The 25,115-nt window shown below is 66.8% G+C and carries 23 protein-coding genes; 11 read left to right on the top strand and 12 right to left on the bottom strand.

Going from position 1 to position 25,115, the window contains the following annotated elements; all coding sequences use genetic code 11:
* Positions 1–7 precede the first annotated feature (7 nt).
* Entirely contained in the window at positions 8–1,516 is a 1,509-nt protein-coding gene (locus Q0Q02_RS15910) for a serine hydrolase (protein WP_293810721.1), read from the bottom strand.
* Positions 1,517–1,527: 11 nt separating this feature from the next.
* Positions 1,528–2,688 (bottom strand): amidohydrolase, encoded by a 1,161-nt coding sequence (locus tag Q0Q02_RS15905; protein WP_293810720.1) that lies wholly within the window; start codon positions 2,686–2,688, stop codon positions 1,528–1,530.
* Positions 2,689–2,790: 102 nt separating this feature from the next.
* Between Q0Q02_RS15905 and Q0Q02_RS15900 the strand changes: the two genes are divergently transcribed.
* Complete coding sequence (locus Q0Q02_RS15900) at positions 2,791–3,189, top strand: hypothetical protein (protein WP_293810719.1); 399 nt, start codon at positions 2,791–2,793, stop codon at positions 3,187–3,189.
* A gap of 164 nt (positions 3,190–3,353) precedes the next feature.
* On the opposite strand, the gene Q0Q02_RS15895 is transcribed toward Q0Q02_RS15900, so the two are convergent.
* The gene (locus Q0Q02_RS15895) at positions 3,354–4,094 is read right to left on the bottom strand and encodes a M48 family metallopeptidase (protein ID WP_293810718.1); all 741 of its coding nucleotides are present in this window, start codon (positions 4,092–4,094) and stop codon (positions 3,354–3,356) included.
* A gap of 45 nt (positions 4,095–4,139) precedes the next feature.
* Positions 4,140–5,444 carry a polyhydroxyalkanoate depolymerase gene (locus Q0Q02_RS15890; RefSeq protein WP_293810717.1) on the bottom strand — a complete coding sequence of 435 codons (1,305 nt, stop codon included), beginning with the start codon at positions 5,442–5,444 and terminating at the stop codon, positions 4,140–4,142.
* Positions 5,445–5,625: 181 nt separating this feature from the next.
* Here Q0Q02_RS15890 and Q0Q02_RS15885 point away from each other — a divergent pair, with 181 nt between their 5' ends.
* Both Q0Q02_RS15885 and Q0Q02_RS15880 read left to right on the top strand, forming a co-directional pair.
* A complete protein-coding gene (locus tag Q0Q02_RS15885; protein ID WP_293810716.1) occupies positions 5,626–6,978 on the top strand; it encodes an ActS/PrrB/RegB family redox-sensitive histidine kinase in 1,353 nt (450 codons plus the stop codon).
* An 84-nt stretch (positions 6,979–7,062) separates the two neighbouring features.
* Positions 7,063–7,629, top strand: a complete 567-nt coding sequence (locus Q0Q02_RS15880) for an ActR/PrrA/RegA family redox response regulator transcription factor (protein ID WP_293810715.1) — start codon at positions 7,063–7,065, stop codon at positions 7,627–7,629.
* A gap of 10 nt (positions 7,630–7,639) precedes the next feature.
* Here Q0Q02_RS15880 and Q0Q02_RS15875 read toward each other — a convergent pair whose 3' ends face one another.
* On the bottom strand, positions 7,640–8,107 hold the full coding sequence (locus Q0Q02_RS15875) for an MmcB family DNA repair protein (protein ID WP_293810714.1): 468 nt from the start codon (positions 8,105–8,107) through the stop codon (positions 7,640–7,642).
* A 199-nt stretch (positions 8,108–8,306) separates the two neighbouring features.
* Complete coding sequence (locus tag Q0Q02_RS15870; RefSeq protein WP_293810713.1) at positions 8,307–9,323, bottom strand: LacI family DNA-binding transcriptional regulator; 1,017 nt, start codon at positions 9,321–9,323, stop codon at positions 8,307–8,309.
* 172 nt (positions 9,324–9,495) lie between these two features.
* Here Q0Q02_RS15870 and Q0Q02_RS15865 point away from each other — a divergent pair, with 172 nt between their 5' ends.
* The 5 genes from Q0Q02_RS15865 to Q0Q02_RS15845 all read left to right on the top strand — a co-directional run bounded on the left by Q0Q02_RS15865 (position 9,496) and on the right by Q0Q02_RS15845 (position 15,741).
* Entirely contained in the window at positions 9,496–10,512 is a 1,017-nt protein-coding gene (locus Q0Q02_RS15865; RefSeq protein WP_293810712.1) for a TRAP transporter substrate-binding protein, read from the top strand.
* Positions 10,513–10,602: 90 nt separating this feature from the next.
* Complete coding sequence (locus tag Q0Q02_RS15860; RefSeq protein ID WP_293810736.1) at positions 10,603–12,450, top strand: TRAP transporter large permease subunit; 1,848 nt, start codon at positions 10,603–10,605, stop codon at positions 12,448–12,450.
* Positions 12,451–12,469: 19 nt separating this feature from the next.
* Positions 12,470–13,024, top strand: a complete 555-nt coding sequence (locus Q0Q02_RS15855; RefSeq protein ID WP_293810711.1) for a VOC family protein — start codon at positions 12,470–12,472, stop codon at positions 13,022–13,024.
* 158 nt (positions 13,025–13,182) lie between these two features.
* Complete coding sequence (locus Q0Q02_RS15850; RefSeq protein ID WP_293810710.1) at positions 13,183–14,457, top strand: ribulose-bisphosphate carboxylase large subunit family protein; 1,275 nt, start codon at positions 13,183–13,185, stop codon at positions 14,455–14,457.
* Positions 14,458–14,463: 6 nt separating this feature from the next.
* On the top strand, positions 14,464–15,741 hold the full coding sequence (locus tag Q0Q02_RS15845) for a four-carbon acid sugar kinase family protein (RefSeq protein ID WP_293810709.1): 1,278 nt from the start codon (positions 14,464–14,466) through the stop codon (positions 15,739–15,741).
* Here the strand turns inward: Q0Q02_RS15845 and Q0Q02_RS15840 are convergent.
* The 6 genes from Q0Q02_RS15840 to Q0Q02_RS15815 all read right to left on the bottom strand — a co-directional run bounded on the left by Q0Q02_RS15840 (position 15,738) and on the right by Q0Q02_RS15815 (position 20,807).
* On the bottom strand, positions 15,738–16,682 hold the full coding sequence (locus tag Q0Q02_RS15840) for a threonine/serine dehydratase (protein ID WP_293810708.1): 945 nt from the start codon (positions 16,680–16,682) through the stop codon (positions 15,738–15,740). The genes Q0Q02_RS15845 and Q0Q02_RS15840 overlap by 4 nt on opposite strands.
* Positions 16,682–17,722, bottom strand: a complete 1,041-nt coding sequence (locus Q0Q02_RS15835) for a succinylglutamate desuccinylase/aspartoacylase family protein (protein ID WP_293810707.1) — start codon at positions 17,720–17,722, stop codon at positions 16,682–16,684. The genes Q0Q02_RS15840 and Q0Q02_RS15835 overlap by 1 nt, the downstream gene beginning before the upstream one ends.
* 235 nt (positions 17,723–17,957) lie before the next feature.
* Positions 17,958–18,740 (bottom strand): transporter substrate-binding domain-containing protein, encoded by a 783-nt coding sequence (locus Q0Q02_RS15830; RefSeq protein ID WP_293810706.1) that lies wholly within the window; start codon positions 18,738–18,740, stop codon positions 17,958–17,960.
* A gap of 39 nt (positions 18,741–18,779) precedes the next feature.
* Positions 18,780–19,511, bottom strand: a complete 732-nt coding sequence (locus tag Q0Q02_RS15825) for an amino acid ABC transporter ATP-binding protein (protein WP_293810705.1) — start codon at positions 19,509–19,511, stop codon at positions 18,780–18,782.
* Entirely contained in the window at positions 19,498–20,148 is a 651-nt protein-coding gene (locus tag Q0Q02_RS15820) for an amino acid ABC transporter permease (RefSeq protein ID WP_293810704.1), read from the bottom strand. The genes Q0Q02_RS15825 and Q0Q02_RS15820 overlap by 14 nt, the downstream gene beginning before the upstream one ends.
* A complete protein-coding gene (locus Q0Q02_RS15815; protein ID WP_293810703.1) occupies positions 20,145–20,807 on the bottom strand; it encodes an amino acid ABC transporter permease in 663 nt (220 codons plus the stop codon). The genes Q0Q02_RS15820 and Q0Q02_RS15815 overlap by 4 nt, the downstream gene beginning before the upstream one ends.
* 141 nt (positions 20,808–20,948) lie before the next feature.
* Here Q0Q02_RS15815 and Q0Q02_RS15810 point away from each other — a divergent pair, with 141 nt between their 5' ends.
* From Q0Q02_RS15810 to Q0Q02_RS15800, 3 genes are all read left to right on the top strand, one after another.
* Entirely contained in the window at positions 20,949–21,731 is a 783-nt protein-coding gene (locus Q0Q02_RS15810; RefSeq protein WP_293810702.1) for a helix-turn-helix domain-containing protein, read from the top strand.
* A 185-nt stretch (positions 21,732–21,916) separates the two neighbouring features.
* Entirely contained in the window at positions 21,917–23,386 is a 1,470-nt protein-coding gene (locus Q0Q02_RS15805; RefSeq protein WP_293810701.1) for a M81 family metallopeptidase, read from the top strand.
* A gap of 103 nt (positions 23,387–23,489) precedes the next feature.
* Positions 23,490–25,091, top strand: a complete 1,602-nt coding sequence (locus Q0Q02_RS15800) for an ABC transporter substrate-binding protein (protein WP_293810700.1) — start codon at positions 23,490–23,492, stop codon at positions 25,089–25,091.
* Positions 25,092–25,115: the final 24 nt, after the last annotated feature.

Here is a 25,115-nt window from a genome sequence, read left to right as displayed (position 1 = left end):
AACCGCCTCAGCCGGCGCGTTTCATTTGCAAAATTCTTGCCCGGTGGCCGGCAACCCGCAAGCCACCTTCCGCATCGAGCCAAAGGCAGGGCCGTGCCCGCCAGGGACCGTGCAGGAGATCGGCGAGCGCACGACCGTTCGGCAGCGGCGTCAATTGCGACACGGTCCCGCCGGAAGGCCACGGCATCAGGGCCGTACCATCGGCACGGATTTCGATCTCCGTGCCGAACAACGGCTCACGCCAGCGCCCGACCAGCCGCTGATCGAGCGGCGTATCGGCCGGCACGCGCCGAAGCGAACGCTTGATGCCGCCGATCATGCCGGCGAGGCGTTCCTCGCCGTCACGCTTGAGCCGGATATCGAGATAGGCCGGCAGGCTGCGCAGGCCGCCATCGCCATCGGTGACGAGGTGCTCGTAACCGCCCATGAAGCTGATCGAATCCGCGGCGAGTTCAGCCCAGAACGGCCCTTCGTCGCTGGCGAACAGGCCGACCGGCGCATCCGCGATCGTCGGAAGCTCCTGCCCGAGCAGGGCCGCGAGCACGCTCAGGGCCGGCCAGAGTGCCTCTTCCTCGCGATTGGTCAGCACGACGACGCCGACGCCATGAGCGGGCGACATCCAGAAATGGTTGCGATAGCCCGTCAACGAACCGCCATGGCCGACGATAGCCGTCTCGCCGAGCCGGCTGCAGACGAGGCCCAAACGATAGACACTCTCGCTGCCGTCAGTGAAATGACGCGGCGCCGTCAGGCGTTCCAGCATGCCGGCGAGCGGGCCACGGCCCGCCAGCAGGGCCGAGGCCCAGCCGGCGAGATCATTGGCGGAGCCGGCGATGCCGCCGGAGGCGGAGAAATGGAAGCCGTAATGGCCACGCCGCCAGGCCGTGCCGTCAGCCCAATAGCCGGTGGCGAGGCCGGGAACGATCTCCGAGGAATCATAAGGCAAGCGGAAGGAGAGACCGAGCTCGCCGGACAATTCGGCGACGATCCGGCTGTAGGGTTTGCCTGTGACCTGCTCCAGGATGCGCTGGCCGAGCCGCCAGCCGGTATTGGAATAGGCCATCTCCGTGCCGGGCTCGGCACTGAGCGAGGGGAAGCGGCATGCCAGCGCGAAAACCTCGTCGGCGCTCAATGTCGCGGTGAAGGGCACGCCCTGCTGCCAGAGAGACTCCATCATGTCCGGCAGGGCGCCGGTCATGTCGAGGGCGCGGCCGAACTCGACCTCGGCGAGCGGCGCCGGCAAGTCCTTCAGCCAATGCCCGAGCGGGGCATCGAGCGGCACGCCGGCGCGCAACAATGCGACCGCCAGCACATGCTTGCTGATCGAGGCGAAGCGGTTCGGCGTCTGCGGCGTGAAGGCCACGCCATAGTCGATGCTGGCGAGGCCGCCGGCAAAAGCCTCGCGCACCCCGTCGCGATCGAAGAGCACGACGGCACCGCCCGGCCCCGCCTCGCGCTGCCAATTCGCGACGATCTCCTGCGCGCGGGTCGCGGCGCGGGTCCAGTCCAGAGCCATGTCTTGCTTCCTCAGCCCTGCGGCCGGGCTTCGCCGAGCAGATTGCGCAAGGCTCGCATGAAGACGCGCGCGCCGGGGCCGATCGCGTCATCCGGAAAATCGAAATCCGGATTGTGCAGATGCGCCGTCTCGCCGGAGCCGAGCAGGAACATCGCCGATTTGGAGCGGCGCCCGAACAAGCCGAAATCCTCCGAGCCGCGCGAGGGCGGCGTCGGGCCATGCGGCACCTTCTCCTCGTCCATCGCCCGGCGCAGCATCGCGACGGCTTCCGGCTCGTTCTCGCAATGGTGGAAGATGTCGTGATAGCTGATCTCGACGGTCAGCCGGCCGGCCTCGGCCGCCTCGCGCGCCAGCTTTTCGGCGGCTTCGCAGAGCGCGCCCATCTGCGCGTCGTTGACGGTACGCAGCGTCGCCCAGAGCTCGCCATGGCCCGGCGCGATGCCGAAAGCCTGCTCGCCGATCTCGACATGGGTCACGGTGACCAGCCGGAAATTGGCGTCGAGCGAGCCGCCCGGTCCCAGCGCGGTCAGGGCCGGGATCAGCGACGCGATGGCTGGGGCCGGCGAACGGCCATGCTCCGGTGTCGAGGCATGCGAGGTCTCGCCGGTCAGGATGATCTTGATGCCGCGCGAGGCACAATTGGCGGCGCCTTCCGAAATGCGGGCATGGCCGACCGGAACGCCGGGGCGATTATGCAGGGAGAAGGCATAGTCCGGCACGATCTCCTCGAATTTCGGATCGGCCATGACGGCGGCGGCGCCCGCGCCGGTCTCTTCCGCCGGCTGGAACAGCAGGATCGCGCGGCCCTTCTTCGGCGGGTTGCGCTGCAGGCCACGCGCGAGGCCGGCGAGGATGGTCATATGGCCGTCATGGCCGCAGAGATGGCCCTTGCCGGGGATTTCGGAGCGGTGGTCGCTGTCTGAAAGCTCTTCGATCGGCAGCGCGTCGAGCTCGGCGCGGATCAGGACGGTCGGGCCGGGTTCGGCGCCCTCGTAGATCGCGGCGACGCCATGGCCGCCGAGTTCGGTGACGATGCGGTCCGGGCCGGTCGGCTTCAGGAATTCGACGATGGTCGCGGCGGTCTCGCGCTCCTCGCCCGAGACTTCATGCCTGCGATGCAGCCGATGCCGGAGATCGACGAGATCGACCATATCGCTGTTGGTCAGGAACACGGATGAAGCCTCCCAGGCTGTTTCGCCGGCGGATCACCGGCTCTTTCCGGAAAGGTTCGACACTTCAGCCGCTTCGGCAACCCGCGTCATCGCCGGGGCGGCATGCGCGAGCGCGAGATCAGGGCCTTTCCCGATTTCTCTGACATCGGGAAAGGCCCTGAATTCTTGTTTATCGCATTTTCTTCACGCGAACCGGTGCCCACTTCGCTCGAAAATGCTTCAGTTGCCGAGCTCTGCCTCGATCTCGGCATCGAAGGCCTGCGCCAGCATCGCACGGCAGGCTTCGGCCTGCTGGCGCACCGAATCCAGCGCGATATGGGGGAGAATCTCGGCGAGATCGCGCAGGGCGAAATCAACGGCGGACATCAGGCCGAGCACCGGCTCGGGAGCGGCTGCCGGCTGTTGCGGAAGGCGGAACGCAATGACCTGACCCATAGGCATACTCACGCTGAAAGCGAATCGGCCTTCAGTGTGCGGTGGCAGGTTTCAGAAAGTGGTTAACGGCGGAATTGCGGCAGCCGCTCAAGCCGTCGGCTATCGCCGCCTACGTTCCCACCGTCATTGCGAGGAGCGAAGCGACGAAGCAATCCAGGGGCGGCAGAGCGCTACGTCCCCGTGGATTGCTTCGCTTCGCTCGCAATGACGGCAGATTACGGCCGCCGGTATCAGCCATAGCCGTGCAGGCTGGCGCCATGGCGCTTCAGCCAGACCTCCGCCTCCTCGGTATGGGGGCAGAGCTTGTGGGTCAACGCCCAGAAGCGATGCGAGTGGTTCATCTCCTTGAGATGCGCCACTTCATGGGCCGCGAGATAATCGAGCACCGGGGACGGCGCCAGGATCAACCGCCATGAGAAACTGAGGTCCCTTTGAGAGGAGCAGGAGCCCCAACGGCTCGTCGTGTCGCGGATGGTGATTTTGCGGGCGGAGATGCCGAGCGTCGCGGTGTGGCGGCGCACCGCCTTCTCGATATCCTCGAGCGCGAGCTTCCGCAGGAAATCCTTGACCCGGCGCGCGACATGGGCGGCATCGCCGGCCACTGCGATGACGGGCGCGCCATCGGTGTCGCGCGTCGCCTGCGTCAGCCCGCGCGCTTTCGACCAGTGGACGATACGATGCGGCACGCCGCGGAGCGGTATGCTCTGGCCGGGCTCGAAGGGCACCGGGCGCGGGCGCTTGGCCAAGCGCGCCGCGATCCAGCCGCCATGGTTCTCGGCGAAGGTGCGGCCGGCCGCGAAATCGGCGCGCTCGGGCAAGGTCAGCGTAATCTCGCCGGTCGCCTGCGAGACGCGCAGCGTCATCCGCCGCGCGGCGGCGCGGCGCTTGACCAGAACGGCATAGCGCGTGCCGGCATGCACGACCTCGATCCGGTCGGGGTCCGGCTGGCGCCTGAACAGGGAGATGCGCATCGCCCGCGATTGTGCGGGATTCGCGGGCGATGGGAAAGGGAGGTCTTAGCGGACGACCTTGAGCGCCTTGCGCTGCTCGCCGGCGCTGTCGTTCCGGCGCTCCTTGGCCGCCTCCATGTCGAGACTGACCATGAAGTCGGAAATGCGCGGCTGGATCTCAGCACGGAAGCGCGAGCCGTTGAAGACGCCGTAATGGCCGACCTTCGGCTGGAGGTAATGCACGCGCTTGTCGTCGGGAATGTTGACGCAGAGGTCATGCGCGGCCTGGGTCTGGCCGACGCCGGAGATGTCGTCCATCTCGCCCTCGACCGTCATCAGCGCGACGCGGCGGATGGCGGTGAGATCGACCGGCTTGTCGCGATGCATCATCTCGCCCTTGGGCAGGGAATGCTTCACGAAGACGGTGTCGACGGTCTGGAGATAGAACTCGGCGGTCAGGTCCATCACCGCCAGGTACTCGTCGTAGAAGTCGCGGTGCTTCTCGGCGGAGTCGCCGTCGCCGCTGACGAGATGCTTGAACATGTCATAATGGGCGGTGACGTGGCGGTCGATATTCATCGCCATGAAGCCCGAGAGCTGCATGAAGCCGGGATAGACCTGCCTGAATGCACCGAGGCTCGGGAAAGGCACGACGGTGATGCAGTTGCGGCGGAACCAGTCCGTGCCGCGCTCCATCGCCAGCTGGTTCACGGCGGTCGGCGAGCGCCGGGTATCGATCGGGCCGCCCATCAGCGTCATCGAGCGCGGCGCGCAGGGGTCGGATTCGGCCTCCATGCGAGCAATCGCGGCGATGACCGGCACGGACGGCTGGCAGATCGCCATGACATGAGTGTCCGGTCCCAGCATCTGCAGCATGCCGATGACGTAGTCGATGTAATCGTCGAGGTCGAAGCGTCCCTCTGAAAGCGGCACGAGGCGGGCATCGACCCAATCGGTGATGTAAACCTCATGGCCCGGCAGGAAGGCCTCGACCGTGCCGCGCAGCAGCGTGGCGTAATGGCCGGACATCGGCGCGACCAGCAGCACTTTCGGCTGCGGCTTGCGGCGACTGCTTTGAATCTTGCGGTCGAAATAGACCAGCTTGCAGAAGGGGCGCTCCCAGACGACACGCTCCTCGACGGCGACCTTGACGCCGTTGACCGTGGTCTCGTCGAGGCCGAAGGCGGGCTTGCCGTAGCGGCGCGTCATGCGCTCGAACAATTCGCAGGAGGCCGCGACGCTGCGGCCGAATGGCGTATAGGTCAGCGGATTGGCCGGGTTCTTGAAGGCCAGATGCATCGCATCCGAAACCCCGCGCACCGGGCTCACCATCATGTGAACCGCTTCGTAGGCATGGTAGGCAAACGACATGGCAGCCCCGTACATACGATCAAACGTCCTTCCGGCGGCGCAACATACGATGATGCGACGCAGCATCGCACCTTACGTTGATTTTGTTCTCATTCAACCCGGCTAAAGGCTAAGATTTTCCTGCGATGTGGATGAAACAGGCAAAACCGTCGGCAGGCGCCGCGCAGGAGACCCTCGAAACGTGAGCTTTCCGGACCTTTCCGCCCCGGCCCTGGCGCGTTCCAGCCGCCATCTGCGCCTGGATACGCTGGTCCGGCTGCGCTGGCTCGCCATCGCCGGCCAGAGCCTCGCCGTCACCGGCGTGCATTTCGGGCTTGGCTTTCCCTTGCCGTTCGGCTGGTGCTTCAGCGTCATTGCGGTCTCCGCCTGGCTCAATATCGCGCTGCGCATCCGCTTTCCGCTGAGCCACCGCCTCAACGACAGGGCCGCGACGGCCCTGCTCGGCTTCGACATCGCCCAGCTCGCAGCCCTGCTCTTCATGACCGGAGGCCTGCAGAACCCGTTCGCGATCCTCTTCCTGGCGCCGGTGATGATCTCGGCCACCGCCCTGCCGCCGCAGCGCACGCTGGTGCTCGGGCTGATGGCGATGGGGCTCGCGACCCTGCTCAGCCGCTATCACCTACCCTTGCCCTGGACCGGCGACGACCGGCCGGTGCTGCCGGCCTTCTACCAGCTCGGCAACTGGGTTGCGCTCGTGCTCGGCCTCGCCTTCACCGGCATCTATGCCTGGCGCGTCGCCAAGGAGGCGCGCGACCTCTCCGACGCGCTCGCCGCGACGGAGCTCGTACTGGCCCGCGAGCAGCACCTGTCCCAGCTCGACGGGCTCGCTGCCGCCGCCGCGCATGAACTCGGCACGCCGCTCGGCACCATCGCGCTCGTCGCGCGCGAACTGACCCGGCTCGCCCCGCCCGATGGCGAGATGGCGGAGGATATCGCCCTGCTGCGCGAGCAGGTCGAGCGCTGCCGCGGCATCCTCGGCAAGCTCTCCAGCCTGCAGGATGAAGATGCCGGGCCGCTCGGCCAACTCACCCTGCGCCTGCTGATCGAGGAAGCGGCCGGGCCGCAGCGCCCCTTCGGCACGCCCTTCGAGATCACGATGACCGGCGAGAAGCCGGAGCCGGTCTGCCGCCGCAATCCCGGCATGATCTACGGCCTCGGCAATATCGTCGACAACGCCGTCGATTTCGCGCGCTCGACCGTGACGATCGCCGGGGAGTGGAATCACAATCAGGTCGTGCTGGTAATCGCCGATGACGGTCCGGGCTTCCCGCCGGACGTGCTGATGCGAGCCGGCGATCCCTATCTTTCGCGCGGCTCCGGCGAAGGGCGCGCCGGCGGGGGCCTCGGGCTCGGGCTCTTCATCGCCAAGACCCTGCTGGAGCGGGGCGGCGCCACGCTGGAATTCTCGAACCGGCCGGCGCCCTCCAGTGGCGCTTCGATCCGAATCACCTGGTCCCGCGACGATTTCGAAGCCGATCTGCCAACCGAGGGGGGTACCCAGGCAGGCGCATCGGCTTTACATGAGCCTGGCTGAGCAGGCCCAATACGGACCTGTTCGGCAAAGCGAAACCCTAATGCGCGCGGCCGCAGCGCGCCGAGAAGCGGCAAGGAGAAGACGATGCAGGACGCAGCGAGCGAAACCGACAGGCCCGGCCCGGCCGCCGACATGTCCCTTCTGCTGGTGGACGACGACAAGCCGTTTCTCACCCGCCTCGCCCGCGCCATGGAAGGCCGGGGCTATGCGGTCCGTATCGCCGACAGCGTCGCCGCCGGCATCGCCGCCGTCGAGGAAGCCGCGCCCGCCTTCGCCGTGATCGACCTGCGCCTCGGCGACGGCAACGGGCTCGATGTGATCGCCCGCCTGAAGGAGCGCCGCCCCGATGCGCGCGGCGTGGTGCTGACCGGCTACGGCAATATCGCGACCGCCGTCAGCGCCGTGAAGCTCGGCGCCTTCGACTTCCTCGCCAAGCCGGCCGATGCCGACGAGATCCATGCCGCGCTCGCCGCACAGCGCGATGCCCGCCCCCAGCCGCCGGAAAATCCGATGTCGGCAGACCGGGTGCGCTGGGAGCATATCCAGCGCGTCTACGAGCTGTGCAGCCGCAATGTCTCGGAGACGGCGCGCCGCCTCGGCATGCATCGCCGAACGCTGCAACGCATTCTCGCCAAGCGCGCCCCGCGCTGACGGGCCAACCTCAAGCCGCTCCTTCGGGATCCTCGATCAGCGAGAGCCGGCCTGAGGCCAGCCGCGCCAGCGCGATCGTCAGCATCTTGCGCCGCGCCGCGCTCAAGGGATGGCGCGGCGGCGCGCGCAGCAATTCGCCACCATAGCCATCGGCGACGATCAGCCCGACATCGTCGGGCAGGATCTCGCGCGGGAACTCGGGCGCGACGGCGAAGAGGAAGCCGTCGCAATAGTCGCGGTAATCCGGCCATTTGCCATCGACGCGGTAATCCGCGATGCCGGACTTGACCTCGACGACCCAAAGCTCGCCCGACGGCGAGAGCGCGACGATGTCGCCGCGCCGCCCATTGGCGAAGGTCATCTCCTTGACGATGGCATAGCCGCGCTCGCGCAGGTGACGAGCGGCGCCGCGGCAGACCATGCGCGTGATATCGGGCCGCGCCGGCGGCGGGTTCAGGACGGAATCCGGGAGGGACATGGCGACATGTTCCCTCTTTGTTTCTGGGAATGCAAGCCTGCCTGTCATGAGGCTCGACCTTCCAGCAACCGCAACCGTCATTCCGGGCGAAGCGCAGCGGAGACCCGGAATCCATCATAGAGCGCCCAGTCCTACGATGGATTCCGGATCGGCGCCGCTTCGCGGCTTGTCCGGAATGACGCGTGGAGGAATCAGAGCCTCACGGCAAATTCTCGCGCAGGATGATCTCGATGCTCGGCGGCGCCGTGCCCTCCAGGGCCGGGCGGCCGGCGCGCAGATTGGCGAAGATCGCGATGCAACTCATCAGCGCCGCATGGGGATGCTGGGTGATGACCGCGTCCATCGTGCCGTCGAGCAGGAGCGCGCGGGTTGCAGGCGTCAGGCCATGGCCGACAAAGACGACCTCCTGCTGGCGGCCCGCCTCCTTCAGCGCTCTTGCGATGCCTTCCGGCCCGCCGCCGATATTGTAGATGCCGGCGAGGTCCGGATGCTGGGCGAGCAGCATCTTGGTCTGGCGATAGTTGCGCGCCTCCTCATCGTGCCCCTCACGCAGGCCGACCACCTCGATCTGCGGAAACATCTCCTCGAACAGATGCAGGAAGCCCATCTCGCGCTCCTCATGGGCGCGGTAGCTCAGGCTGCCGGCGATCATCGCGACCTTGGCCGGGCGTTTGCCGATGAAGCGGGCGACGAGATAGCCGGCTGTGCGCCCGGTCGAGCGGTTGTCGAGCCCGACATAGGCGGCGCGGCGGGCATTGGCGATGTCGGAGATCAGGGTCACGGCCGGCACGCCGCGCTCGGCGAGGCCGTTCACGGCTTCGCGCACCGCCGGATGCTCCAGTGCCATGAAGGCGATGCCGTCGACATCGCGCCCGACCTGCCGGAGCTGCTGGGCGAGGAGCTCCGGCTTGAAGCTCTCGATGAACTCGACGCGGGCGCGCATGTTGAAGGAGGCGAGTTGCTCCTGCGCCTCGGCGATATGGCGCCCGAGCATGGCGAGGAAGCGGTTACTGCCGGCGGGCAGCAGGAAGGCGAGCCGCATCGGCGTGAAGGCCTGCGCCGGCAAGGTGGGATCGAGGACATAGCCCAGTTCACTCGCGGCCTTGAGGACGCGCTGGACGGTCGCGGCGCGCACGCCCGGACGCTGGTTCAGCACCCGGTCGACCGTCGCGGTCGAGGCACCCGACAGCGCCGCGACATCGGCGATGCGGGCCATGCGCCGACGCTGGGGGCTCTCCCCGCTCCCGTTTCTCTCCGACGCATCCGTCATGGAATCACATCAAAAACCATCAGTAATTGAGTTTGACCACCATCATTCCAGCTTCCTAATCTCAGGGCAAGAAGACCGCAATCAATCAAATCGCACCAGCGATACCGGGAGGATCACCATGACGAACTTCACGCGCCGCACGGTGCTGCGCACGCTCGCCGCGGCGCCTGCCGCCTCGCTTATCGCCATGCCCCACATCGCGCGGGCGGCCGAAATCGAGCTGAAATACGGCAATAACCTGCCGCTCAGCCATCCGCTCAACATCCGCGCCCAGGAGGCGGCGGAGCGCGTCGCGAAGGAGACCAACGGCCGGGTCGAGATCAAGATCTTCCCGAACAACCAGCTCGGCGGCGATACCGACATGCTGAGCCAGGTCCGCAACGGCGGCATCACCTTCTTCACGCCGTCCGCGCTGGTCATCGCGACGCTGGTGCCGGTCGCGGCGATCAATGCGGTCGGCTTCGCCTTCGCCGATTACGATCAGGTCTGGAAAGCGATGGACGGCAAGCTCGGCGCCCATGTCCGCGATGCCATCTCGAAGGTCAATCTCTACGCCTTCGAGAAAATGTGGGACAACGGCTTCCGCCAGATGACCACCTCGGGCAAGGCGATCGAGACCGCCAAGGAGATGGCCGGCCTCAAGATTCGCGTGCCGGTGAGCCCGCTCTCGATCTCGATGTTCAAGGCGCTCGATGCCGCGCCGGCGAGCCTGCAATTCTCGGAGGTCTATTCGGCGCTGCAGACCAAGGTGGTCGATGCGCAGGAGAACCCGCTGCCGATCATCCAGGTCGCCAAGCTCTACGAGGTGCAGAAGAGCTGCGCCATCTCCAACCATATCTGGGACGGGTTCTGGTTCATCGCCAATGGACGCGCCTGGCGCGGCCTGCCGCCCGATGTCCAGACAATCGTGGCGGGCGCGATCAACGATGCCGGCGTCGCCCAGCGCGGCGACATCAAGAAGTTCAACGAAACCGTGCAGGCGGACCTGCAATCCAAGGGCCTGGGATTCAACAAGACCGACCCGGATTCCTTCCGAGCCAAGCTGCGCGAGGGAGGCTTCTACAAGGAGTGGCAGGAGCGCTTCGGCAAGGATGCCTGGAGCCTGCTCGAAGACGCCGTCGGCAAGCTGGCCTGAGGGGTGCAGGCGGGCCTATAAGGCCCCCAAAGCACAAGACAGGAAACGCCCCCGATGGATGCCCATAGCGCGCCCCTTCCCGCTGCCGCCATGCCCGCAAACGGGCTTGGCCGCGCCGCAGGCCATCTCGACCGTGCGCTGGGCGGGCTGGTCGAGACGGTGGCGGCGGTGCTGGTGCTCATCGAGATCATCATTCTCGGGGCCGGCGTCATGGCGCGCTACGTCTTCCACGCCCCGCTGGTCTGGTCTGACGAACTCGCCTCGATCCTGTTCCTCTGGCTCTCGATGCTCGGTGCGGTCGTCGCGCTCCGGCGCGGCGAGCATATGCGGATGACCGGCCTCGTCAGCCGCGTCTCGCCGCAGATGCGGGCGCTGCTGGAGGCGGTCGCGATCACCGCCTCGATCGCCTTCCTGCTGCTGATCATTCCGCATGCGATCGAATACGCCGAGGAAGAGAGCTTCATCGTCACCCCGGCGCTGGAGATCACCAATGCCTGGCGCGCCGCGGCAATTCCGGTCGGCGTCGGCCTGATGCTGATCGCGGCCTGCTGCCGCCTGCTGCGCTTCTCCTCGCTGAAGCCCGCCCTGCTCGCGATCGGGCTCACCGCGCTGTTCGTGCTGCTGTTCTGGCTCGCCGGCCCGGCGCTGAAGCCGCTCGGCAAGCTCAACCTGATCGTCTTCTTCGTCGGCGTCGTCGCGCTCAACGTCTTCTCGGGCGTGCCGATCGCCTTCTCCTTCGCGCTCGCCACCTTCGGATATCTCGCCTGCACCACTTCGACGCCGATGCTGGTCATGGTCGGGCGGCTCGACGAGGGCATGAGCCATCTCATCCTGCTCGCTGTGCCGCTCTTCATCTTCCTGGGCGCGCTGATCGAGATGACCGGCATGGCGCGCGCCATGATCCAGTTCCTGGCGAGCCTGCTCGGCCATGTCCGCGGCGGCCTGTCCTATGTGCTGGTCGGCGCGATGTATCTGGTCTCCGGCATCTCCGGCTCGAAGATCGCCGACATGGCCGCGATCGCGCCGGTGCTCTTCCCCGAGATGCAGAAGCGCGGCGCCAAGCCCGGCGATCTCGTCGCCCTGCTCTCGGCCACCGGCGCGCAGACCGAGACGATCCCACCCTCGATCGTGCTGATCACCATCGGCTCGGTCACCGGTGTCTCGATCGCCGCGCTGTTCACCGGCGGAATGCTGCCGGCGGTGGTGCTGGGCGCGGCGCTCTGCTTCGTCGTCTGGTGGCGTTGCCGCGGCGAGGACCTCAGCAATGTCACGCGCTATCCCAAGCGCGAGATCGCCAAGCTCGCGCTGGTCGCAGCACCCGCCATCGCCCTGCCCTTCGTCATCCGCGCGGCGGTGGTCGAGGGTGTCGCGACGGCGACGGAAGTCTCGACCATCGGCATCGCTTATGCGGTGCTTGCCGGCATCCTGCTCTATCGGCAGTTCGACTGGCGCCGCCTGCCCAAGATGCTGGTCGAGACGGCGTCGCTCACCGGCGCGATCATCTTCATCATCGGCTGCGCCACCGCCATGGCCTGGGGCCTGACGCAATCCGGCTTCTCGCGCGATCTGGCGCAGGCGATGGCGGCGGTGCCCGGCGGCGCCTGGGGCTTCCTCGCCATCTCGATCGTCGCCTTCACCATTCTCGGCAGCGTGCTCGAGGGCATCCCGGCGATCGTGCTGTTCGGGCCGCTGGTGTTCCCGATCGCCAAGCAGGTCGGTGTCCACGAGGTCCATTATTCGATGGTCGTGATCTTCGCGATGGGCATCGGGCTTTTCGCCCCGCCCTTCGGCGTCGGCTATTACGGCGCCTGCGCGATCAGCAAGATCAATCCCGACGAAGGCCTGAAATACATCTGGGGCTACATCCTCGCCCTGCTCATCGGCCTCATCGTCGTCGCTGCCGTGCCGTGGATCTCCATCGGCTTCCTCAGAACCTGATTTTCAGAAAGCAACGCCCATGAGCCGCTTCTTTGGCCAGATCCGTCAGGCCGGCTATGTCGTCCCGGATATCGAGGCGGCGATGGACTACTGGAGCCGCGTGCTGGGCGTCGGGCCGTTCTTCTACAACCCGAAAGTTCCGATCAAGAACTACCGCTACAAGGGCGAAGCCTACGAGCCGCACAACTCGGTGGCACTGGCCAATTCCGGCCCGCTCCAGATCGAGCTGATCCAGTGCCGCAATGCCGTGCCGTCCATGTACAAGGACTTCACCGATGCGGGGCTGACCGGCCTGCAGCATGTCGCCTACTGGACCTCGGACTATGACGCCGATCTGGAGCGGCTCGTCGCCGAGGGCTTCAAGCCGGTGATGTCAGGCGAGGTCGGCGAGCGCGGCCGCTTCGTCTATTTCGACACGCATTACCATCCGGGCACGGTGATCGAACTCTCGGAGGTCGCCGGTCCCAAGGGCGAGATGTTCCGCCTGATCCGCGAGGCCTCCGAGACCTGGGACGGCAAGGACCCGGTGCGGCCCTTCCCGGATTTGAGCAAGCTTGCTGCCGCAGCGGCCTGAATCTGCAGGACACCTCCGTCATTGCGAGCCCTCGGGTCTTGCCTTCGGTAAGCCCAAGGACAGGCTCCGCGAAGCAATCCAGGGGCGGCAGAGCTCTACGTCCCCCTGGATTGCTTCGTCGCTTCGCTTCTCGCAATGACGACCATGGATCGAAGAGCATGACCGATAACCACTTCGAAGCGACGTACCTCATCGAAACGCCGCTAGACCCGGCCAAGGTCGCGGAGGTGATGGCGGGCGAGCAGTCCTGCGGCACCTTCGCGCGCGTCGCCGGCGAGACCGACGAATTGCGCGAGCGGGCGCGGGCTGTCGTCACACGGATCGAGGAACTGGGTTCCGTCACCGAACCCAGCCTGCCGAATGCCTGGCTGGCGCGGAAGGGCGTCGGCGGGCCATGGCGGCGGGCGCGAATCACGATCTCCTTCCCGGTCGACAATGTCGGCGCCAATCTCGCGACGCTGGCGGCCGTCGTCGCCGGCAATCTCTACGATCTCGGCGAGGTCACGGGCTTGCGGCTCGAAAGCATTTCGCTGCCCTGGTCCTATCGCCAGCATTTCCCGATGCCGGCGCAAGGCATCGCAGGCACGCGGCGCCTGACGGGAGCCGCGAAGGGCCCGCTCGTCGGCTCGATCATCAAGCCGAATGTGGGCTTGAGCGCCACGCAGACGGCCGAGCTCGTCGCGAGCCTGTGCGAGGCCGGACTAGACTTCATCAAGGATGACGAGATCTCGGCCGATCCGGTGCATGCGCCCCTGGCCGAGCGCATTCCGGCGGTGATGGCGGCGGTGCGCCGGCATCAGGACAAGACCGGCAAGCACGTCATGGTCGCCTTCAACATCACCGACGAGACCGACGCGATGCGCCGCCATGCCGATCTCGTCCAGCGCGAAGGTGGCTCCTGCGTGATGGCGAGCCTGAACTGGTGCGGTTTCTCCGCGGTCGAAACCTTACGCCGCTCGACCGATCTCGCCCTGCACGGGCACCGCAACGGCTATGGCGCCTTTTCGCGCCATCCACTGCTCGGCATCGGCTTCCAGGCCTATCAGGTGCTGTGGCGGCTGGCCGGCGTCGATCATATGCATGTCCATGGCCTGCAGGGGAAATTCGCGCAGGAGGACGAGGAGGTCGTGACCTCTGCCAGGGATTGCGTCACTCCGCTGACGGAGGGGGCCGACGACCGGGTGATGCCGGCCTTCTCCTCCGGGCAATGGGCCGGCACGGCGCAGGCGACCTGGGACGCGATCGGCCATGACGATCTGCTGTTCATGGCCGGCGGCGGCATCCTTGCCCATCCCGGCGGGCCGAAGGCCGGCATCGCCAGCATCCGGCAGGCATGGGCGGCCGTGGCCGAGGGGACGCCCATCGCCGAGGCAGCACGCGCGCATCCCGAATTGCAGCAGGCGCTCGACACCTTCGGCGGCAAGGCGGGTTAGCGCGCCGTGACCGCGAAACGCATGCCCCTCTATGGCTGGTACGGCGACGATTTCACCGGCTCGACCGATACGCTGGCGACGCTGGCGGAGCGCGGTTTTCGCGCCCTGCTCTTTCTGCGTGAGCCGAGCGAAGCGCAGCTTGCGGCAGCCGGCCCGCTCGACGCGATCGGCATCGCCGGTGCGAGCCGGGCCATGGCGCCGAAGGCGGTCGCGACGGAGCTGGCAGGGATCGGGCGCTTCTTCGCCGGGCAAGGCGTCGGGCTGATGCACTATAAGTGCTGCTCGACGTTCGACAGCGCTCCCCATATCGGCAGCATCGGCGCGGCGGTTGCGGCGCTGAAGCCGTTCTTTCCGAATCCGCTCCTGCCGATCCTCGGGGGCCAGCCCAATCTCGGGCGTTTCTGCCTCTTCGGGAACCTGTTCGCGGCCGGCGGCGACGGCACGATCCACCGCATCGACCGCCACCCGACGATGAGCCGGCACCCGGTAACGCCGATGGCCGAGGCCGATCTGCGCCGGCATCTCGCCGCGCAGGGACTCGCGGATATCGGGCTGGTCGATTATCGCGCCTATGCCGGTGGCTCGGTCGCACGGGCCGCGTTGCCGGGCGGAAGCGCTGCCGCCCTGTTCGATGTTGCGGCCGAAGCCGATCTCGCAGCGATTGGCGAGTTGCTTGCGACTTCGTCGGAAAACGGGTCGATTCTCGCGGTGGGAGCAAGCTCAGTCGCCCGCGCTTTCGCGGCCGGGCACGGCAAGGCGGTCGTTGCGGCGCCTGCCGCAGATGCAACACCTCGCGAGACCGGCCCCGTCCTGGCTCTCGTCGGCAGCCTCTCGCCGGTGACGCGCGCGCAGGTCGAAGCGGCGCAAGGCTACGCAATGCTGTCGGTGGATGCCGGGCGGTTATTGGCAAATGCGGGCTTTGCGGCGGAGTTGCGCTCGGCTGCCCTGTCTCGTCTAGCTCGAGGCGACGTGATGCTGGTGACGGAGAAGCCGGAAGGCGCTCCGACCGATTCAGGCGCCGTCGCCGAAGCGACCGGGGGCTTGCTGGCAGCGATCATCGCCGAGGCCCGCCTCGGCCGGCTCGTCGTCGCGGGTGGCGATACCTCGACCATGGCGGTCCGGTCGCTGCCGCTCTGGGGCCTGTCCTATCGTGGGCCTTGCGTGCCGGGCGCGCCGCTCTGCCGCGCCCATTCCGATGACGAGCGTCTCGATGGGCTCGATATCGTGCTGAAAGGCGGGCAGATGGGACCACCCGGCTTCTTCAACGACGCGGCGCGGGCCTAAACCGGCAGGCAGCCATCGGTGCCGGCGCCGCAGACCAGCGCGCAGATTTTCTCGCCGCCGGATAGCGGCACGCGCCCGGACTGGAGCGCCGCCAACGCCGCAGCGCCCGACAGATCAGCCGCGATACCGAACTCGAACCAGAGCGCCTTCGCCGCGGCTTCCATCTCGGCATCGGTGATCAGTACGATCTCGTCGACATTGCGCGCCGTCGCCTCGTAGATCGCCTGATCGGTCTGGCGGCAGGACATGGTGGCGACGCGGGTTTCCAACTTGTCGAGCGCGACGAGGCGCCCGGCCGCGAGGCAGGCGTGCAGGGTCGGCGAGCCTACAGGCTCGATGCCGATGATCCGCGTCTGCGGACGCAGCGCCTTCACCGCCGTCGAGAGGCCGGTGATCAATCCGCCGCCGCCAATGGCGACGAGGATGATGTCGACATCAGGCATGTCGTCGAGGATATCGAGGCCGAGCGTGCCCTGCCCGGCCACCACAACGGGATCGCTGAAGGGATGGGCATAGGTCGCACCGGTTTCGCGGGAACGAGCGAGCGCGGCGGCATTGGCATCATCCCAGATCGCGCCGACGATATGCACGTCCGCACCCCAGTCACGCAGCTTGGCGATCTTGTCCGGCGCCGCGTTGGACGGCAGGAAAATCGTCGCAGGCACGCCCAGCACATGGGCCGAGCGGGCGATGGCGAGGCCGTGATTGCCGCCCGACGCCGTGACGACGCCGCGTGCGAGTTCGTCCTTGGACAGAGTCAGGAGGCGGTTCATCGCGCCGCGCGCCTTGAAGGAGCCGGCCGCCTGCAGCAGTTCCAGCTTCAGCGTGACGTTGCCGCCGAAATCGCTGCCGCGCGTCTTCGCATAGGGCAGCGTCGGGGTTTTCCGGATATAGGGCGCGATCCGCTGGCGCGCGGCACGGATATCATCGAGCGCGATCATCACAGGGTTCCGCGATAGGGCGCCGCCACGATCAGGCAGCAATTGCCCGGCTTCACCCGGCCCGGCTGGCGCCGGCCATAGAGGATGCCGTCGGCGGCATAATGCAGCGTCTCGGGCGGGCGCGTCGGGTCCCAGGTGCAATGGATGCGACCAGCCGGCTCGCCGGCGCTGACCTTGGTGCCGTTGGCATGGAAGGGCTCGAAGATGCCGTCCGCCGTCGCATAGACATAAGCCGAGATGCCGGGCAGTTCGAGGATCTGGCCCTCGCCACGCCTGGGCTCGGGTTTCTCGCGGACGACGACGCCGAGATGGTCGAGCACGTTGGCGACGCCGCGCCGGCAGACCGAGAGCGCCTCGAGCGAGACCGTGCCGGCTCCGGCCATCTCCGTGCCGACCGTGACGAGTCCGGCCCGGCAGGCGGCGGCGGTGGCGGTGCGCGGCTCGCCGAGATTGCTGATGACCACGGTCATCGGCGCATCGAAGGCCTGGACGGCGGCGACATTGCGCTTGTGCAGGGCTGGATCATCGGTCGGCTCGACGATGGCGCTCGGGATGATGTCGAGCGAGGAGCCGCCGGAATGCAGGTCGAGGAAGGCGTCGCCGACCGGCAGGATATGGTCGCTGACGAAGGCCGAGATCTGCTGGGTGATGGTGCCGCGCGGATCGCCCGGAAAGGTGCGGTTGAAGTTCAGCCCATCAACCGGCGAGGTGCGCTGACCGGCCATGACGGCATGAACATTGTTCGCCGGCATCAGGATGAGCCGGCCCTGAACGCGACCAGGATCGAGATCGCGGATCAGGTCGCAGATCGTGATCGGCCCCTCGTATTCGTCGCCATGGTTGCCGCCTTCCAGGATCACGGTCGGGCCGGTGCCGTTCTTGATCACGGCGATCGGCACGCGGGTCGCGCCCCAGGCATCGTCATGCGGCGAATGCGGGATCATCAGGAAGCCGGTCTGCTTGCCCTCGCGGTCGAGATCGACGGTGAGGAAGGCGCTGGACGGACGCGGAGTCGGCTTGGGGCGAGTGGTGGTGGTCATGGCGGGCTCGGTAACGTCAGGCGCTTGGTTGCAGGACGAACCGCGGGGAACCCTCTCCCGGAGGGAGAGGGCAGGGTGAGGGGTCGGCCGTTGGACACTGTAGCGGTGACCTGACCGTTGCTGCGGTGAGGACATGGCGAACTGGTCCGGGGGCCGACACCTCACCCCTGCCCCTCTCCTTACAGGAGAGGGGTTCCCCGCGTTTCGTTCGGGAAGGCTAGTGCGTGCCGTCGCCTCACAGCGTCGGCAGCGGGTCCATCGGCATGTCCAGGTACTTGCGGTGCAGCCGGTCGAGCTCGCCGTTCATGGAATTGAAGAAGATGAAGCCGTCGAGCCAGCGCACGAGGTTATGCTGGTCCATCTGCACGCCCATATGGGCCGGGCTGCGACGGATGACGAACTTGCGCTCGAATTCCTTGCTCGGGTTCTGCTTGGCGAGCGCCTGCGCCACGATCGAGTTGGTGGCGAGGAGATCGGCCTGGCCGGTGATGTAGGCCGCTGCCGCCGTCGCATCGTCCTCGGTGCGCATCAGGCTCGCCTTCGGCGCGGCGGCCGAGATCGCAAGCTCCTGCGTCGTGCCCTTGGCGGCGGCGACGCGGGCCGAGCCGATCGTCTCCGGGCTCGACACCGTCGAGCTCTTCGCGCCGTAAACCGCGAGGAAGGTGTTGGCATAGGGCGCGGTGAACTGGATCTGCTTGGCGCGTTCGGGCGTCAGGCCCATCACCGAGATGACGATGTCGACCTTGTCGGTCATCAGGAACGGGATGCGGTTAGCACCGGTGATCTGCTGCATCTCCAGCTTCACGCCGAGGCCCTTGGCGACCATCTCGGCCATCTCGATATCGAAGCCGATCGCCTTGCGATCCTTGTCCTGCGAGCCGAAGGGCGGTGCATCGAGCGGCACGCCGATGCGGACGACGCCCTTGGACAGGATATCCTGAAGCTTGTCGGCCTTGGCCTCGGCGGTGCCGAAGGCAGCGATGGCCAGGGCGGCTAAACCTGCGAACAGTGAACGCATCGTCTTTTCTCCCCTCGTTGATGTTGTTGGCATTCAGCCTCAGTGCAGCACCGCGCTGAGGAAGGTCTGGAGTTCCGGCGTCTTCGGCTCGGCCAGCACGGCTGCGGCCGGCCCCTGCTCGTGGATGCGGCCCTCATGCATGAAGACAACGCGCGAGCCGAAGCGGCGGGCGAAACCCATCTCATGCGTCACCAGGATCATGGTCATGCCTTCCTTCGCGACGGATTCGAGAACCTTGAGCACCTCGCCGGTCAGTTCCGGATCGAGCGCCGAGGTGACCTCGTCGAACAGCATCAGCTTCGGCCGCATGGCGAGCGAGCGGGCGATGGCAACGCGCTGCTGCTGGCCGCCGGAGAGCTGCGAGGGATAGGCGTCGAGCTTGTCCTCGAGGCCGACGCGGGCGAGCACCTCGCGGGCCACCTCGCGGGCAGCCTGCGGCGCCTGCTTCTTCACGACGCGCGGGGCGAGCGTGATGTTGTCGCAGACCGAGAGATGCGGGAACAGGTTGAAGCTCTGGAAGACGATGCCGACCTCCTGACGCAATTTGCGCAGGTTGGTCGCGGGGTCGTTGACCTGCGTGCCGTCGACGCGGATGACGCCAGCCTGCACCGGCTCCAGCCCGTTGATGCAGCGCAGCATCGTGCTCTTGCCCGAGCCGGAGCGGCCGATCACGGCGACGACCTCACCCTTGGCGATATCGAGCGAGACGTCCTTCAGCACCTGGACCGAGCCGTAGCTCTTGTTGATCCCGTGGATTTCAACGAGCGACATCGAGCTTCCGCTCAATCGAGCGGCTCCATTGCGAGAGGGGGAAGCACATCGCGAAATAGATCGCGGCGACGGTGATGTAGACGGCGAAGGGCTTGTAGGTGCCGGCCGCCGTGAGCTGGCCCTCGCGCGTCAACTCGACGAAGCCGATCACCGCGGCAAGCGAGGTGTTCTTGATGAGCTGGACCAGGAAGCCGACCGTTGGCGGGATCGCGACCCGGATCGATTGCGGCACGATGACGTAGCGCAACTGCTCTCCGAGCGAGAGGCCGAGCGAGGCACCGGCCTCCCATTGGGTTTTCGCGATCGAGACCAGCGCGCCGCGCCAGATCTCGCCGAGGAAGGCGCTGCCATAGACCGAGAAGGCCGTGGCCGCCGCGATCCACGGATTGACCGAGATGCCGGCGAGCGGCAGGCCGAAGAAGATCACGAACAGCCAGACCAGCAGCGGCGTGCCCTGGACGATGTGGATATAGGCGGCGGCAAGCCAGCGCAGCGGCGCGAAGGGCAGGATGCGGGCGATGGCGATGACGATGCCGATCAGCGATGCCCCAACGAAGGCGGTCGCGGTCAGCGCCAGCGTCCAGCGCGCCGCCGCGATCAGGTACATCACATCGATGAGGCCGAATTCGCGGATCATCGCCTGACGAACGCCCAGTAATAGAGGCCCGCGAACAGGCCGCGGAAGGCGAAGGCGAGCCCGAGATAGAGCACGCCGATGACGGTGTAGACCTCGAAATCGCGGAAGGTGCGCGACTGCACGATCGAGGCCGCGTGGAACAGGTCCTCGACCGAGATCTGCGAGACGACACTGGTCGCCAGCATCAGCAGCACGAACTGGCTGGCGAGCGCCGGGAACATCGCCTTCAGCGCCGGGAACATCACGACATAGCGGAAGACCTGCAGGCCGGAGAGGCCAAGCGAGTGGCCGGCCTCGACCTGCGCCTTCGGCACGGCCTCCAGCCCGGCGCGGACGATCTCGGTGGTGTAGGCGCCGAGATTGATGACCAGCGCGATGATCGCGGCTGTGAGCCCGTCGAGCCTGACGCCGAAGCTCGGCAGGCCGAAGAAGATCAGGAAGAGCTGCACGAGCAGCGGGGTGTTGCGGATCACCTCGACATAGGTGCCGACGATGCGGCGCAGCCAGGCGGGGCCATAGACGCGGGCGGCGGCACAGGCGATGCCGATGACGAGGCCACCGACCATCGCGAGGCCCGAGAGCAGCAGCGTGATCCAGACGCCTTCGAGGATCGATTCCCAGGCGGCGAAGACATCGCGGAACTGCAGGCCGTATTTCATCGCCTGCCGCCTCGCGACGACGGCGCGACGTCCCCAGAACCTGCGATATGATCCGACGATCGTACCATCCGCCTCCCCTTTACCTGGAGGCTAGGTTCGTTTCTTATTTGATGTCAAGCTTCATATATGAAACAGGCAGACATGAGCGACCAGCCGGATTCCGAAAGCGGAGACAAGGGCAGCTATGCGGCACCGGCGCTGGAGAAGGGGCTCGACATCCTCGAACTCCTCGCCGAAGTCGGCGAGCCGCTCTCGACGCGCGAGATCGCCGAGCGCCTCGCCCGCTCGAAGAGCGAGATCTTCCGCATGGTCTTCGTGCTGCAGCAGCGCGGCTATCTCGCCCGCGAGGCCGGGACCGACCGGCTCGGGCTGTCGCGCCGTCTGTTCGACCTGGGCATCCGCACGCCTGCCGGGCGCCAGCTCACCTCGATCGTGCTGCCGGTGATGGAGCGCTTCAGCGAGGCGAGCGGCCAGGTCGCCCATCTCGTCGTGCTGAGCCGGGCGCAGACCGTGGTGCTGGCAACGACCTCGGGCCATCTCGATGCCAGCGTCATCGTCCGGCCGGGCTATGGCCGGCCGGCGCTCGACGCCAATTCCGGCCTGCTGATCCTCGCCTTCCAGAGCGAGACGCGCCGGCGCCAATTGATGCGGGAAGCCTCGGAAGCTGACAAGCTGCGCCTCGAGGCGGCCGATACCGGGCGCATTTTTGCGGAGATCCACGCTCTCGGGCACCGCGTCGCCGCCAGCCGCGACATCATGGCGGTGACCGACATCGCCTGCCCGGTCATCGGGCCGGCTGGGCATGCGGAAGCTGCGATCCTGGTGCCCTGCCTGCAACGGCACGGCATCGCGACGAATGAGGAGGCGATCCTCAGGGCGCTCAAGGCAAGCTGCACTGAGGCCGGCTCGCAACTGTCGCTATAGCCGCGGACTTCGGCAGGAGCCCACCGCCGGAAATGAGCCTGTAACTGCAAATGAGAAGGCTTCTTATTTGCAATTACATAGATTGCGATCGATGCAGCGGCTGCAACATCCCACGCTCGCGCTGCAGCTTGACATGGCCTTCGCGGCCAACCGAACATGGGGTTCATTCTTCGGAAAGGTAGCTTATGCGCTTGTTTGCTGCGTCGCTCGCAACCGAAACGAATACCTTCTCCCCCATCCCGACATCCCGGGCCAATTTCGAGGCTTCCGCCTATTTTCCGGCGGGCCAGCATCCCGATCGGGCGACCCACACCACCGCCCCGCTCTATGTCGCGCGGCAACGTGCCAAACGCGAAGGCTTCGAGCTGATCGAGGGTTCCTGCTTCTGGGCGGAACCATCGGGGACCTGCGCCAAGGCCGATTACGAGGAGATGCGCGACGAGATCCTCGCACAGCTCAAGGCGGCGCTGCCGGTCGACGGCGTGCTGCTCGGCCTGCACGGCGCCATGGTCGCGCATGGCTATGACGATTGCGAAGGCGACATCCTCGAGCATGTCCGCGCCATCGTCGGCCCCTCCGTGCCGATCGGCGTCGAGCTCGATCCGCATTGCCACCTGACCGGGAAGCGCGTGCGCCTCGCCGATGCGGTCATCCTCTACAAGGAATACCCGCATATCGACTTCGTCGAGCGGGCCGAGGAGCTGGTCGACATCATCCTCAGGACGATCCGCGGCGAGATCAAGCCGGTGATGTCGCTCTACGACTGCCGGATGATCGAGCTGGTGCCGACGACGCGCGAGCCCGGCCGCTCCTTCGTCGACCGGATGAGCGCGCTCGAAGGCAAGGACGGCATTCTCTCGGTCTCGCTAGCGCATGGCTTCCAGCAGGGTGACGTACCGGAGATCGGCACCCGCGTGCTCGTCATCACCGACAACGACAAGGCGAAGGGCGATGCGCTGGCGGCAAAGCTCGGCGAGGAGTTCCGCTCGCTCAAGGGGCAGTTCGCGCCGCCCGTAACCCCGCTCGACGAGGCTCTCGACCGCGCGCTCGGCGGCGCCGCGAACGGCCCGCGCGTCATCGCGGATTCCACCGACAATGCCGGCGGCGGCGCGGCTTCCGACAACACCAACATCATCCACCGCCTGCGCGAGCGCGGCATCGGCGATGCAGCTGTCGGCCCGGTCTGGGACCCGGTCGCGGTCGCGTTCTGCCTGACGGCCGGCGTCGGCGCGACCATTCCGCTGCGCTTCGGCGGCAAGGCGGCCGCGACCTCCGGCACGCCGGTCGATGGCGAGGTGACGGTGCTCGGCGCCATCCGCAACGGCACGCAAAGCTTCGGCACCGCCAAGGTGCCGATCGGCGATGCGGTCGGCATCCGCATCGACGGCATCGATGTCGCGCTGCTCTCGCACCGGACGCAGGCGCTGGGGCTGGAGATCTTCACCAGCGTCGGCATCGACCCGACGCAGAAGCGCATCGTCAGCGTCAAGTCGACCAACCATTTCCATGCGGCCTACGGCCCGATCGCCAGCGAGGTGATCTACACCGATGGCGGTGGCCCCTCGCATCTCGACGTGCGCAAATATCCCTATCGCAAGATCAACCGGCCGCTTTGGCCGCATGATCCGCTCCCGCCGGGCCGGCTCGTCGTCTGACGCCACCGCACCCGAAAGGAACAGGAGAGAAGAAGCATGACCCGATGAGGGCCAGACGAGGCGAATGCCTGCGGCCCTCTGTTGCAACGCGGAGGAGAACGACATGACCACGACACGCAGACGCTTCGTTCAGGGCGGATTGGCAACCGGCGCGCTCGTCGCCGCGCCGGCCACGATCCGCGCCCAGACCACGCCTACAGCCGCCCGCACCATCCGCGCCGTCCTGCACGGCGATCTTCGCGTCTTCGATCCGATCTGGACGACGGCGAACATGACCTCGTATCACGCCGGCATGGTCTACGACACGCTGTTCGGCGTGAACGACAAGTTCGAGCCGCAGCCGCAGATGGTCTCGAAATGGTCGCTCTCGGACGACCGCAAGACCTATACGTTCGAACTCCGCGACGGGTTGCGGTTCACTGACGGCACGCCGGTCACGGCCAGGGACTGCGTCGCCTCGATCCGTCGCTGGGGCGCCCGCGACGGCGGCGGCCAGCACATGATGGCGCGTCTCGCCGACACGCCGGTGAAGGACGACAAGACCTTCCAGATCGTGATGAAGGAGCCCTACGGGCTCGTGGTGGAATGGCTCGCGAAGGCGGCCACCAATGTCTGCTACATCATGCGCGAGAAGGAGGCAGGGACCGACCCGAACCAGCAGATCAGCACGATCCTCGGCTCAGGCCCCTTCACCTTCAACGAGGGCGCGGTCGTCCAGGGCCAGCGCTATGTCTACGACAAGAACCCGAACTACGTACCGCGCTCCGAACCTGCGGTGATGACCTCGGGCGGCAAGGTCGTGAATGTCGACCGCGTCGTGTTCGAGAACATCGCCGACGAGGCGACCGCGATCGCCGCGATCCGGGCCGGCGAGATCGACATGATCGAGTATCCGAACGTCGATCTGCTCGACTCGCTCGCCGGCGAGAAGGCGATCAAACTCGAAGTCCTCAACAAGCAGGGCCAGCTCGGCTGGGCGCGCGTGAACTGGCTCCACCCGCCGTTCAACAACGTCAAGGCCCGGCAGGCCATGCTGCACCTCATCCACCCGACCGAGGTGATGAAGGCGACCTTCGGCGACGAGAAGTATTTCCGCGGCTGCTCCTCGCTGTTCGGCATGGGCACGCCGATGGAGAACGACGCCAATATCGACTGGTTCAAGGGCGCGCCGAACATCGAGAAGGCGAAGCAGCTCGTGAAGGAGTCCGGCTATGACGGGCGTCCGGTCGTGGTGCTGCAGGCGACCAACATCGCCTATATGAACAACGCCGCCAACCTGATCGCGCAGTGGATGCGCCAGGCCGGCTTCAACGTCTCGCTGCAAGCTTCCGACTGGGGCGCCGTCGTAACCCGCCGCGCCGTCAAGGCCGCGCCGGACCAGGGCGGCTGGAACGTGTTCTTCACCTCCGGCTCGGTCAATGCCTTCGGCAATCCGGTCTCGCTCAGCGGCCATGCGGCCAGCGGCGAAAAGGGCTGGTTCGGCTGGCCGACCAACGAGCTGCACGAGCAATTGCGCGACAAATGGGCCGGCGCCTCGACCGATGCCGAGCGCAAGCAGATCGCCCGCGACATCCAGCAGAACGCCTGGGATTTCGTGCCCCATGCCTATTTCGGCCAGTGGTTCCAGCCGGCCGCGCTACGCAACCTGACGGGGCTGATCGGCATGCCCGAGCTGATCCCGTTCTGGAACGTCAGGAAGGGCTGAGAGCCCAGCCCGACCGCGAACTCG

Origin of the sequence: uncultured Allobosea sp., from assembly GCF_945956895.1 — a bacterium.
In the GTDB taxonomy this organism is placed as follows: domain Bacteria; phylum Pseudomonadota; class Alphaproteobacteria; order Rhizobiales; family Beijerinckiaceae; genus Allobosea.
Note: the sequence above shows the minus strand (reverse complement) of the source record. Positions and strands in the feature narration are given on the sequence as shown.